The sequence below is a fragment of the Streptomyces sp. NPDC094032 genome, from assembly GCF_040303965.1.
Classification (GTDB): Bacteria; Actinomycetota; Actinomycetes; order Streptomycetales; family Streptomycetaceae; genus Streptomyces.
Window position 1 is genome coordinate 432,725 of sequence record NZ_JBEOUE010000002.1, and the last position, 12,366, is coordinate 445,090.

8 protein-coding genes are annotated in these 12,366 nt (G+C 73.7%); 3 read left to right on the forward strand and 5 right to left on the reverse strand.

Features of this window, described 5'->3' with window-relative positions; all coding sequences use genetic code 11:
• Positions 1-235 precede the first annotated feature (235 nt).
• Positions 236-1,183, reverse strand: coding sequence for an EamA family transporter RarD (gene rarD / locus ABTZ54_RS05035; protein ID WP_502997188.1), 948 nt, complete (start codon positions 1,181-1,183; stop codon positions 236-238).
• 264 nt (positions 1,184-1,447) lie between these two features.
• Between rarD and ABTZ54_RS05040 the strand changes: the two genes are divergently transcribed.
• From ABTZ54_RS05040 to ABTZ54_RS05050, 3 genes are all read left to right on the forward strand, one after another.
• Positions 1,448-2,275 carry a hypothetical protein gene (locus tag ABTZ54_RS05040; RefSeq protein ID WP_351657355.1) on the forward strand — a complete coding sequence of 276 codons (828 nt, stop codon included), beginning with the start codon at positions 1,448-1,450 and terminating at the stop codon, positions 2,273-2,275.
• Between the two features lie 194 nt (positions 2,276-2,469).
• Positions 2,470-4,638 carry a bifunctional serine/threonine-protein kinase/ABC transporter substrate-binding protein gene (locus ABTZ54_RS05045; RefSeq protein ID WP_351657752.1) on the forward strand — a complete coding sequence of 723 codons (2,169 nt, stop codon included), beginning with the start codon at positions 2,470-2,472 and terminating at the stop codon, positions 4,636-4,638.
• Between the two features lie 2 nt (positions 4,639-4,640).
• The gene (locus tag ABTZ54_RS05050) at positions 4,641-6,830 is read left to right on the forward strand and encodes a bifunctional serine/threonine-protein kinase/ABC transporter substrate-binding protein (protein WP_351657357.1); all 2,190 of its coding nucleotides are present in this window, start codon (positions 4,641-4,643) and stop codon (positions 6,828-6,830) included.
• A 44-nt stretch (positions 6,831-6,874) separates the two neighbouring features.
• Here the strand turns inward: ABTZ54_RS05050 and ABTZ54_RS05055 are convergent, their stop codons facing one another.
• From ABTZ54_RS05055 to ABTZ54_RS05070, 4 genes are all read right to left on the reverse strand, one after another.
• Complete coding sequence (locus tag ABTZ54_RS05055) at positions 6,875-7,927, reverse strand: 2-oxoacid:ferredoxin oxidoreductase subunit beta (protein ID WP_351657358.1); 1,053 nt, start codon at positions 7,925-7,927, stop codon at positions 6,875-6,877.
• A complete protein-coding gene (locus tag ABTZ54_RS05060; protein ID WP_351657360.1) occupies positions 7,920-9,857 on the reverse strand; it encodes a 2-oxoacid:acceptor oxidoreductase subunit alpha in 1,938 nt (645 codons plus the stop codon). The genes ABTZ54_RS05055 and ABTZ54_RS05060 overlap by 8 nt, the downstream gene beginning before the upstream one ends.
• 361 nt (positions 9,858-10,218) lie before the next feature.
• Positions 10,219-10,878, reverse strand: coding sequence for a response regulator transcription factor (locus ABTZ54_RS05065; protein WP_351657755.1), 660 nt, complete (start codon positions 10,876-10,878; stop codon positions 10,219-10,221).
• Between the two features lie 187 nt (positions 10,879-11,065).
• On the reverse strand, positions 11,066-12,352 hold the full coding sequence (locus tag ABTZ54_RS05070; protein WP_351657361.1) for a sensor histidine kinase: 1,287 nt from the start codon (positions 12,350-12,352) through the stop codon (positions 11,066-11,068).
• Positions 12,353-12,366 lie beyond the last annotated feature (14 nt).

Here is a 12,366-nt window from a genome sequence, read left to right on the forward strand (position 1 = left end):
CCGATGGGAGCAGGGCGGCATGCTCGACCGCCTGGGCATGCCGAGACCTGGGTACGGCGCTTCACGCCGTGGCTGACGCTGCCCGACGACCTTCCCGGGCCCGAGCGGGCCCGAGCGGGCCCGGCTCACGGCGGCCCGCCCGCTGGCCGACGGGTACTGGACCGCCGCCGCCACCGATGTCTTCACCACCCCCGCGCGGGAGCCGCGGACTCCCTGACCCGTGGGGCCGGGGGCCCTACGCGCGTTCGGCGGCCGGCTGGGGCGCGGGGGCATGGGGCGAGGCCGTCGCCTCCCGGGTCGCCTCCCGCGTCGCCGCCTCCACCGCCGCCCGGCTGCGCCGGGCCGTGCGCAGGGCGTCCCAGGTCAGGATCGTCAGCGCCAGCCACACCAGCGAGAAGCCAGCCCAGCGCTCCGGCGGCATCGCCTCGTGGAAGTAGAGGACGCCGAGCGAGAACTGGAAGACCGGGGCCAGGTACTGGAGCAGGCCCAGGGTGGAGAGCGGGACGCGGATCGCGGCGGCGCCGAAGCAGATCAGGGGGACGGCGGTCACCACGCCGGTGGAGGCGAGCAGGGCCGCGTGGCCGGTGCCGTGGGCGCCGAAGGTGAGCGTGCCCTGGGCGCCGAGCCAGACCAGATAGCCGAGCGCGGGCAGGAACAGGACGGCCGTCTCGGCGGCGAGCGACTCCACGCCGCCGAGGTTGACCTTCTTCTTCACCAGGCCGTAGATCGCGAAGGAGAAGGCGAGGGTGAGGGAGATCCACGGCAGCCGGCCGTAGCCGACGGACAGGACGACGACGGCGGCGAAGCCGACGCCGACCGCCGCCCACTGGGCGGGCCGCAGGCGTTCCTTCAGGACGAGGACGCCGAGCGCGATGGTGACGAGCGGGTTGATGAAGTAGCCGAGTGAGGCCTCGACGACCTGCCCGTTGTTCACGGACCAGATGTAGAGGCCCCAGTTCACGCTGATCACGGCCGCGGCGACGGCGATCAGGCCCAGCTTGCGCGGGCTGCGTATCAGCTCGGGCAGCCAGCTCCAGCGCCGCAGCGCCAGCAGCGCGAGGGCGACGACCACGAGCGACCAGACCATCCGGTGGGCCAGGATCTCGACCGCGCCCGAGGGCTTGAGGAGTGGCCAGAAGAGCGGGACCAGACCCCACATCCCGTAGGCGCCGATCCCGTACATGAGCCCTGCCCGGGCCTCGCTGTCGTCCTTCACCGAACCTCCCCGCCCTGCGCCGCGCTGTCCCGTCGAAGGTAGCGCCGCGCGGGGCGAGCTGTCATGCCCGTATCGCCATACGGTCCTGACGGATCTTGTGGGGCGCCCGGGAGCGTGACGACACTGTGCGCGGGGCGTCCCAATGACGCGGTAGGGCGCGCGAGTTGATCCCCCGAGCCGTACGATCTCCTTCACCGACCGGGGGATCGTGTGAGCGACCGTGGGGGAATCGTGAGGGACACAGGCGGACGAGGGTTACGCGCCGGAGCCGTGCTGGCGGCGGCGGGCGTGCTGCTCCTGGCGGGCTGCTCCTCGGGCGGCGGAGGCGGCGACGGGAAACCCTCCCGGACCGCCACCCCGGGCGCGAGCGCCTCGGCGACGCGCACCCCCGCCCCCACGCCCACCCCCACCGGACCCGACTTCACCCCCGACCCCGCGAAGGCGCCCCGCGACACCGCCGCCGCGCAGCGGCTGGCCCTCGCGACGGTCGCCGGGCCGGACGACTGGGGGCCCGAGTACGTCAAGCGGGCCCGGTTCCTCAGCGACCCCGGCGCCTGGCCGGTCCTCGACGGGGACTGCACCTGGGAGGAGCGCGCCCTGCCCCGCGACGTCCTCTACAGCGTCACCGCCTACAGCGAGATCCCGGCCGCGGGACGCAAGGGGCCGCTGCGGGTGGCCGCCACGGTCACCGTGCACCGCACCGAGTCCGACGCCGACTGGGAGATGGCCGGGACCCTGGAGGAGGCGCTGCGCTGCCCGGAGCAGCAACTGCGCCAGGGCGAGCGCATCTCCGGCCTCATCTCCCTCGCCGTCCCCTATGGCGTCAGCAACAACACGTACGCCGTCGACACCCTCCTGGAGCGCGGCTCGTACCTCAACGACGCCTTCAAGGGACCGCAGTTCTACACCTGGATGCAGAGCCGCGTCGGGCAGGCCACCGTCGCCGTCGTCGTCAAGGGCGGCCCCGGCTACACCGAGGCGGACGTCACCACCGCCCAGGCCCGGGCCAGCATCGTCATGCAGGACCGCGTCAAGAAGCAGTTGGGAGTCCAGTCGTGAGCCCCACGGCCCAGCCCGGCCCCCAGCCCGGCCCCCAGCCCGGCCCCCAGCCCGGCCCCCAGCCCGGCCCCCAGCCCGGCCCCCAGCCCGGCCCCCAGCCCGGTCCTCAGCCCGGTCCTCAGCCCGGCCCCCAGCCCGGCCCCGCCCCCCGGCCCGGCGCGCTCCAGCCGCTCCTCCCCGCCGACCCGTCCACGATCGCCGGCTACCGCCTCCTCGGGCGGCTCGGCGCCGGCGGCATGGGCGTCGTCTACCTCGGCCGCACCGACAGCGGCGAGCTCGCCGCCGTCAAGGTCACCCACGCCGACCAGGCGGACCAGCCCGACTTCCGCACCCGCTTCCGCCGCGAGGTCGAGGCCGCCCGCCGGGTCGTCAGCCCCTGGGCCGTCCCCGTCACCGGCGCCGACCCCGACGCGCCCGAGCCGTGGATGGCGACCGCCTTCGTCCCAGGACCCTCCCTCGGCGAGGCCGTCCGCGCGCACGGGCCGCTGCCCGAGCGGAGCGTACGGATCCTCGGCGGGACCGTCGCCCGCGCGCTCACCGCCGTCCACGCGGCCGGGATCGTCCACCGGGACGTCAAGCCCGGCAACGTCCTGCTCGCCATCGACGGCCCCCGGCTGATCGACTTCGGCATCGCCCGCGCCACCGGCGAGACCGGGCTGACCTCGGCCGACATGGTCGTCGGCACCCCGGGCTTCCTCGCCCCCGAGCAGGCCGAGGCCCGCGCCGAGGCCATCGGCCCGCCCGCCGACGTCTTCGCGCTCGGCTGCCTCCTCGGGTACGCGGCGACCGGCCGCCCGCCCTTCGGCGGCGGCGCCCCGGACGCCCTGCTCTACCGGACCGTCCACGACGAGCCCGACCTCGACGGCGTACCGGAAGACCTGCTCCCGCTCCTGACGGCCTGCCTCGCCAAGGACCCCGCCGACCGGCCCACCGCCGCCGAGGTCGCCGCCCGGCTCACCGAGGACGCCCCCGGCAGCGCCGCCGACTGGCTGCCCGCGCCCGTCGTCACCACCATCGCCGAACGCTCGGCGGCCATGCTCGCGCTGCCCGACATCGACCCGACCGCCCCCGGCACCGACCCGCAGCCCCCGGCCAAGCCCGGCCGCCGCGCCTTCCTGGCGCTCGGGGCGGGCGCCGCCGTGCTCGCGGCGGGCGGCGGCGCGTACGCCCTGTGGAACTCCCGCGGCGACGCCAAGCCCCCCGCGCCGCAGCGCCGCGACACCTGGGCCATCGGCGTCCTCGCCGACCTGTCAGGACCCGCCCAGGAGATCGGCCGCGCCCAGGAACGCGGCGCCCGGCTCGCCGTCGAGCGGTTCAACGCCGCCCACCAGGGCAAGCCCTTCACCCTCGAACTCAAGGTCTCCGACGACCGGGGGGACCGCACCGGGGCCCTCGCCGCCGCCCGGCGGCTCACCTCCGACCGCTCCGTGCTCGCCGTCCTCGGCCCCACCTCCGACGACACCGGCCAGGCGGCCCTCCCCGCCTTCGAGGAGGCCGGTATCCCGCTCCTCACCACCTCGGCGGGCTACCACCTGCTCACCCTGCGGGGCGACGGCCCGCCCAACACGACCGTGCTCCGCGCCATCCCGAACCACGTCGTGGCCGGCACCTACCTCGCCTGGTCGACCACGCTGCTGCCGAAGGTCCGGCGCCCCGGCGTCCTCCAGGAACGCACCGACGACCAGTACAGCTGGCAGTACACCGGCGGCGTCCGCTTCGGCTACAAGCAGGCGGGCATCACGCCGCACTTCCGGGTGATCCCGGGCCGGGTCACCGACTACCGCCCGGTCCTGGAGGAGATGATCGGCGCCGGCATGGACGCGTACGTCCACTGCGGCGTGCGCTCCACGGCCGTGCTCGCCGCCCGCGCCCTGAAGCAACTCGGCTTCACCGGGCCCCGGTTCACCGGCCAGAACGTCTTCGGGTCCCGCTTCCTGAAGGAGGCCGGGGCCGACGCCGAGGGCTGGTTCGTCTGCGCCCCGGTCGTCGACCCCGTCCGACGGGCCGTCGACCCCAAGGAGAAGGCGGAGGACCGCAAGCTCACCCAGGACTTCCTGGACGCCCACCGCAAGCGCTACGGCACCACCCCCGCCTACTACACCGGCGAGTCCTTCGACGTGGTCGACCTGGTCCTGGACCGGCTCACCAAACGTGCCGCCAAGGGCCCGCTCACCCGCAAGGGCCTGTGGGACGAGCTGCGCGCGCAGACGTACATCGGAGCCATGGGCCGATACGCGTTCGCCGGCACCGGCGAGCTCACGGGCGGCGGCACCTTCGTGTACGCGGTGCGGAACGGGGCCTACGCGTACATCGGCTCCGCGCCCGGCGCGCCCATCAAGCCCGACACGAAGAAGAAGACCTGACCGTGCAGCCGCTCAAGAGGGCCGACCCCTCCTCGATCGCCGGGTTCCGGCTGCTCGGCCGGCTCGGCGCGGGCGGCATGGGCGTGGTCTACCTCGCCCGGTCCGGGGGCGGCGCGCTCGCCGCGCTCAAGCTGATCCGGGCCGAGCACGCCGCCGACCCCGGCTTCCGCGAACGCTTCCGCCGCGAGGCGCGGGCCGCCGAGCGGATCACCGGGCGCTGGGTCGTCCGGGTCCTGGGCTCCGACCCGGAGGCCCAGGAGCCGTGGCTGGCCACCGAGTTCGTGCCCGGGCCCTCGCTCGCCGAGGCCGTCGCCCTGCACGGCGCCCTGCCCGAGCCGACCGTACGGGCCCTCGGCGCGCGGCTCGCCGACGCCCTCGACGGCATGCACACCGCCGGTCTCGTCCACCGGGACGTCAAGCCCGGCAACGTCCTGCTCGCCCTCGACGGGCCCCGGCTCATCGACTTCGGCATCGCCCGGGTCAGCGGCGCCACCGCGCTCACCGCCACCGACGCGATGATCGGCACGCCCGGCTTCCTCGCCCCCGAACAGGCCCGCGTCCAGGGCGCGGGAGAGGTCGGACCGGCCAGCGACGTCTTCTCGCTCGGCTGTGTCCTCGCGTACGCGCTGACCGGCCGCCGCCCCTTCGGTACGGGCGGGGTGGCCGCCGTCGTCTACCGCACCGTCCACGAGGAGCCCGACCTCGACGACGTACCGGACACCCTGCTCCCGCTGGTCACCGCCTGCCTCGCCAAGGACCCGGCGGCGCGGCCCACCGCCCCGGAGGTACGGGCCCGGCTCGGCGCCGCCGACGGACCCGCCCGCGACTGGCTCCCGGCCGGACTGCCCGCCCTGATCGCCCACAGCTCCGCCCGCGTCCTCGACCTGCCCGTCGCCGACCCGACCCTGCTCGTGCCGGGCGGGGAAGCGGCGGGACCCTCCCGCCGCCGCCTCCTGATCGCCGGTTCCGCCGCCGCCGTCGCCAGCGCGGGCGGGCTCACCGCCTGGCTGCTCGGCCGCGACCCCTCCGGTACGGGCTCCGGCGCGGGCTCCGGCGGAGGCGCGGCCGGCGTGCGCTCGGCGTACACGCTCGGCGTCCTGACCGACCTGAGCGGCCCCACGCAGGCTGACGGGCGCGCCCAGGAGCGCGGTCTGCGGCTCGCCGCCGAGACCTTCAACGCCCGCGCCGACCGGCCCTTCGACCTGGTCCTCAAGGTGACCGACGACGGGGGAGACCCCAAGCGGGCCGCCGCCGGGGCGCGCGCCCTGCTCAAGGACGCCTCCCTGGCCGCCGTGTTCGGCCCGACGACCACCGGGACGGCCAAGGAGGCGGCGGGTGTGCTCGTCGACGCGAAGGTGCCGGTGATGAGCGTGGTGGCGTCGGTCCCGGACGGGGAGATCCGGGGCCAGTCACCGGAACTGCGCACGTACTTCGAGGCGTTGCCCTATCCCGACCTGATGGCCGTGGCCTTCAAGCGCTATCTCCAGGAGCACGGCCTCGGCCGCACCGCCGCCATCCAGGACCGGGCGGCCGGCACGTACAGCTGGTTCGCCGTCCGGACCCTCTCGATGCAGCCGCCCGCCGGAGGCACGGTCACCGCGTACCCGGTCGAGGCGGACAGCGAGGACTTCGACTCGGCGGTCCGGGCCGCGCTCGCCGCCTCCCCGACGGGCGTGATGTACCTGGGGACCTCGCCGCGCCGGGCCGCCCTGTGCGCCCAGGCCCTGGAGCGGCGGGGGTACCGGGGCCCGATCGGCAGCGTCCAGGCCGTGCTCCGGCCGGAGTTCCTCGCCGCCGCGGGTCCGGCCGCCGAGGGCTGGTTCTTCGGGGCCGGGTTCACCGACCCCGACACGGTCCCGTCCGCGAAGGAGTTCGCCGCCGCGTACCGCAGGCGCTGGCGGCTCGCGGCCACGGATCCGGTCGACCGGTACGCGGTGGAGTCGTACGACGTCCTGCACTGGACGGCGAAGGCACTGGGGACCGCCCTCGGCCGCAACGCCCCCGTCCTGGGCGCCGGGGTGTCCAACGCGTTCCTGAAGGACGACAAGGCCTACCGGGGGGTGGCCCGGTCCTACGACTCACGGTCCGGCGACAAGGTGGCGACCGTGACCGAGGGCCTGACCCTCTGGCGGATCAGGTCGGGGAAGCCGCGCTGCCTCGGCCCGTTCGCCGAGGCGGCGAAACGCGACTGACCGCGGACCCGTAAGAGCCCGCGGTCAGCTGGTGCGACGGCCTGTCAGCCGACGACCGTCCAGGTGTCGTTGCCCGCGAGGAGCTGGCCGAGATCGCCCTTGCCCTGCTGCTCCACGGCCTTCTCCAGCTGGTCCGCCATCAGCGTGTCGTACACCGGCCGCTCCACCGACCGGAACACGCCGATGGGCGTCCGGTGCAGCGTGTCGGGGTCGGCGAGCCGGGAGAGCGCGAAGGCGGTGGTGGGGGAGGCGGAGTGGGCGTCGTGGACCAGGATCCGCCCCTCGTTCTCCGGCGTCACGGCGACGACCTGGAGGTCGCCGGTGGCCGGGTCGCGGACGACGCCCTTGTCGAGCTCGGCGCCGAAGCGGATCGGCTGCCCGTGCTCCAGGCGGATCACCGCCTCCTTGGCCTGCTCGTTGTCCTTCAGGACCTCGAAGGCGCCGTCGTTGAAGATGTTGCAGTTCTGGTAGATCTCCACCAGGGCCGTGCCGTTGTGGTCGGCGGCCTGCCGCAGCACCTCGGTGAGGTGCTTGCGGTCCGAGTCCACGGTCCGGGCCACGAAGCTGGCCTCGGCGCCGAGCGCCAGCGACACCGGGTTGAAGGGCGCGTCCAGGGAGCCCATCGGCGTCGACTTGGTGATCTTGCCGAGCTCGGAGGTGGGGCTGTACTGGCCCTTGGTCAGCCCGTAGATCCGGTTGTTGAAGAGCAGGATCTTCAGGTTGACGTTGCGCCGCAGCGCGTGGATCAGGTGGTTGCCGCCGATGGACAGCGCGTCGCCGTCACCCGTGACGACCCACACCGACAGGTCGCGGCGCGAGGTCGCGAGGCCGGTCGCGATGGCCGGGGCGCGGCCGTGGATCGAGTGCATCCCGTACGTGTTCATGTAGTACGGGAAGCGGGACGAGCAGCCGATGCCGGAGACGAAGACGATGTTCTCGCGCGCGAGGCCGAGCTCGGGCATGAAGCCCTGGACGGCGGCGAGCACGGCGTAGTCACCGCAGCCGGGGCACCAGCGGACCTCCTGGTCGGACTTGAAGTCCTTCATCGACTGGGCGGCCTCGGCCTTCGGCACCAGGTGCAGCAGCGACTCACTCATCGATGACCTCCTTGAGAGCGGCGGCGAGCTGCTCGGCCTTGAACGGCATGCCGTTGACCTGGGTGTGGCTGCGGGCGTCCACCAGGTAGCGGGCCCGTACGAGGGTGGCGAGCTGGCCCAGGTTCATCTCGGGCACCACCACCTTCTCGTACCGCTTCAGCACCTCGCCGAGGTTCTTCGGGAAGGGGTTGAGGTGCCGCAGATGGGCCTGCGCGATGGGACGGCCCGCCACCCGGAGCCGCCGCACGGCCGCGGTGATCGGGCCGTACGTGGAGCCCCAGCCGAGGACCAGGGTGCTCGCGCCGTCCGGGTCGTCGACCTCGATGTCCGGCACCGCGATGCCGTCGACCTTGGCCTGCCGGGTGCGCACCATGAACTCGTGGTTGGCGGGGTCGTAGCTGATGTTGCCGGTGCCGTCCTGCTTCTCGATGCCGCCGATGCGGTGTTCGAGACCGGGGGTGCCGGGCACGGCCCAGGGGCGGGCCAGGGTCTCCGGGTCGCGCTTGTACGGCCAGAAGACCTCGGTGCCGTCGGCCAGGGTGTGGTTCGGGCCGGTGGCGAAGGCGGTGGTCAGGTCGGGGAGTTCCTCGACCTCCGGGATGCGCCAGGGCTCGGAGCCGTTGGCCAGGTAGCCGTCGGAGAGCAGGAAGACCGGGGTGCGGTAGGTGAGCGCGATCCGGGCCGCGTCGACCGCCGCGTCGAAGCAGTCGGCGGGCGTCTTCGGGGCGACGATCGGGACCGGGGCCTCGCCGTTGCGCCCGTACATGGCCTGGAGGAGGTCGGCCTGCTCGGTCTTGGTGGGCAGGCCGGTGGACGGGCCGCCGCGCTGGATGTCGACGATGAGCAGCGGCAGTTCGAGCGAGACGGCCAGGCCGATGGTCTCGGACTTGAGCGCCACGCCGGGTCCTGAGGTGGTGGTCACGGCCAGCGAGCCGCCGAAGGCGGCGCCGAGCGCGGCGCCGATGCCGGCGATCTCGTCCTCGGCCTGGAAGGTGCGCACGCCGAAGTTCTTGTGCTTGGACAGCTCGTGGAGGATGTCCGAGGCCGGGGTGATCGGGTACGAGCCGAGGTAGAGCGGCAGGTCCGCCTGGCGGGCGGCGGCGATCAGACCGTACGAGAGGGCCAGGTTCCCCGAGATGTTGCGGTACGTGCCGGTGGGGAAGGCGCGGGTCGCGGGGGCGACCTCGTAGGAGACGGCGAAGTCCTCGGTGGTCTCGCCGAAGTTCCAGCCGGCCCGGAACGCGGCCACGTTGGCCTCGGCGATCTGCGGCTTCTTCGCGAACTTCTGGCGCAGGAAGGTCTCGGTGCCCTCGGTGGGGCGGTGGTACATCCAGGAGAGCAGCCCGAGCGCGAACATGTTCTTGGAGCGCTCGGCCTCCTTCCGGGAGAGGCCGAAGTCCTTGAGCGCCTCCACCGTCAGGGTGGTCAGCGGCACCGGGTGGACCCGGTAGGCGTCCAGCGAGCCGTCCTCCAGGGGGGAGGTCGCGTACCCCACCTTGGCCATCGCGCGCTTGGCGAACTCGTCGGTGTTGACGATGATCTCGCCGCCGCGCGGCACGTCCCCGACGTTGGCCTTCAGCGCGGCCGGATTCATCGCGACCAGGACGTTCGGAGCGTCGCCCGGGGTCAGGATGTCGTGGTCGGCGAAGTGCAGCTGGAACGAGGAGACGCCCGGCAGGGTGCCGGCGGGGGCCCGGATCTCCGCGGGGAAGTTCGGCAGCGTGGAGAGGTCGTTCCCGAAGGACGCGGTCTCCGAGGTGAAACGGTCACCCGTGAGCTGCATGCCGTCACCCGAGTCACCCGCGAAGCGGATGATCACCCGGTCGAGCCGGCGGACTTCCTTCGCGGAGCCGTGGTCGGCCGTCGTCGGGGCGCTGCGCTGCTCCCCGACCAGGGCCTCACCGGCCTCGCTACTGACCTGGCTGGTCACTGAACTGGACCTCCCTCGCGGCAGGGGTTCTCTACTCCGCAGGGGCGGAGAAGGCTCGGAGGACGACCGGCCGACCGGTCGTCCCGTGGCCCACCCTACGTCCGGGAGGGGGGCCCTCCCGGCACTTCTCGCATGGTGGACCTCTTTTTGAGACGCCCGGAGCGCCCTTTTCTCCTCAATTGTCGCGCTCCGTGATCCCTCGGGTCCACCGAGGGTCACGGTCCGTCCATTGTCCGTCACGGAGCGCGGTTCTCGCGTCCACTCCACGGACCGACCGGCGATTCCCGGCCGATCCTGCTACCCGATCTACCCGATCTACCCGATCCGCTCGCCCCTCGATATCTGACAGGGTGTCAGATCGCTAGGAATTCAGATAGGTCAGCACCGCGAGCACCCGGCGGTGATCCCCGTCACTCGGCGACAGGCCCAGCTTCATGAAGATGTTGCTGATGTGCTTCTCCACCGCGCCGTCGCTCACCACCAGCTGCCGCGCGATGGCCGAATTCGTACGCCCCTCCGCCATCAGGCCCAGCACCTCGCGCTCCCGGGGGGTCAGCGCGGCCAGCACGTCCTGCTTACGGCTCCGGCCCAGCAGCTGCGCCACCACCTCCGGGTCCAGGGCCGTGCCGCCCCGGGCCACCCGCACCACCGCGTCCACGAACTCCCGGACCTCCGCGACCCGGTCCTTCAGCAGATAGCCGACCCCGACGCTGGAACCGGCCAGCAGCTCGGTGGCGTACTGCTCCTCCACGTACTGCGACAGCACCAGCACCCCGATCCCCGGGTGCTCCTTGCGCAGCCGCACCGCGGCCCGCACGCCCTCGTCCGTGTGCGTCGGGGGCATCCGCACATCGGCCACGACCACGTCCGGCAGCGCCCCTTCGCCCGCCAGATCGGACACGGTCTTCACCAGCGCCTCGCCGTCCCCCACCCCGGCCACGACCTCGTGCCCGAGATCGGTGAGAAGACGGGTCAGCCCTTCACGGAGCAGCACCGAATCCTCGGCGATGACCACCCGCACGCGCTCCGCGCCCTTGTCCGCCACGGCCCTGCCTTTCTGCCTGAGCTGAGATCACCCCAGCATCGCAGCAGAAGGGACGCGAGAGGCGGGGCGGGGGTTCAACTCGGCCAGGGCGGGGGGCCTTGGGGTGGTCGGGGCCGGGGGCGTGTGGCGGTCGCGTCCGCCAGGCCGCCGGGCCTTCCGGTGGTCACTCGCGCCAGGGCAGCTCCGCCGTGATCGTCGTCGGGCCGCCCGTGGGGGAGTCCACCGCGAGGACGCCGTCGACCGCGTCGAGGCGCTCCGCCAGGCCCGCGAGCCCCCGGCCCTCCGCCGGCGCCGCGCCGCCCACGCCGTCGTCGCGGACCTGGAGCATCAGCCGGTCGTCCGTCCGCCAGACGTCCACCCAGGCCCGCCGGGCCCGGGCGTGCTTGGAGACGTTCTGGAGGAGTTCGGAGACGGTGAAGTACGCGATGCCCTCGATCGCCGCGGCCGGCCGGGCCGACAGCTCGACGTCCACGGTGACCGGGACGGTGCAGCGGGCGGCGACGGCGGAGAGCGCCGCGTCCAGGCCACGGTCGGTGAGGACGGCCGGGTGGATGCCCCGGGCCAGGTCGCGCAGCTCCTGGAGGGCCAGCTTCACCTCGCCGTGCGCCTCGTCGACCATCGCGGCGGCGGCCAGCGGATCGTCCGCCAGCTTCTCCTTCGCCAGGCCCAGGTCCATCGCCAGGGACACCAGCCGGGCCTGCGCGCCGTCGTGCAGGTCCCGCTCGATGCGGCGCAGATCGGCGGCGGCCGTGTCCACCATCACGCCCCGGTCCGACTCCAGCTCCGACACGCGCGAGGCCAGCCGGGACGGCGCGAGCAGCCCCGACAGCATGAGCCGGTCCACCGCGACCAGACCCCGCAGGACCCACGGCCCGACCAGCACGAAGAGCAGGCCCACCAGGCTGGTGAAGGCGATCTCGAAGCCCGAGTCCAGATAGAAGGAGTGCGTGTCGTCCCCGTACAGCTGGAGCCCCGCCTGACCCACGTACATCGGGAAGACCCACTGCCACAGCGGATACGTGAACAGGCCCCAGCCCCAGCTCCACAGCGCGACCGCCAGGGAGAAGGAGAAGACGGCCCACGGCAGGTGCAGCAGCGCGTAGAGCAGATGCCGCCAGGACGCCCCGCTCTTCAGCATCGCGCCCATCCAGGACAGCGCCCCACCGGTCCGGCCCCGCACCGGCTCCGGCGCCCCCACGTCCAGCCGCAGCAGCCCGCGCGCCCGCGCCCGCTCCACCGCGCCGAAGCCCCGGCACATCGCGAGCGTGCCGGCCAGCACCGGGATGCCCAGGAAGGTGATGAGCAGCCCGGCACCGGCGGAGAAGAAGGAGACGGCGAAGCAGAAGTAGACGACGCTCAGCGGCAGCCCGAGCAGGACGTAGCCGAGCTCACGCCAGGTGCGCCCTTCGAACGGCGCGCGGACGGCGGCGGGCAGACGGGGGGAGGCCATCGGAGGGGTCCGTT

Coding starts and splice junctions, on each gene's coding strand:
- rarD (WP_502997188.1), bottom strand. CDS start 1,183: ATGTACGGGATCGGCGCCTACGGGATGTGGGGTCTGGTCCCGCTCTTC.
- ABTZ54_RS05055 (WP_351657358.1), bottom strand. CDS start 7,927: ATGAGTGAGTCGCTGCTGCACCTGGTGCCGAAGGCCGAGGCCGCCCAG.
- ABTZ54_RS05070 (WP_351657361.1), bottom strand. CDS start 12,352: ATGGCCTCCCCCCGTCTGCCCGCCGCCGTCCGCGCGCCGTTCGAAGGG.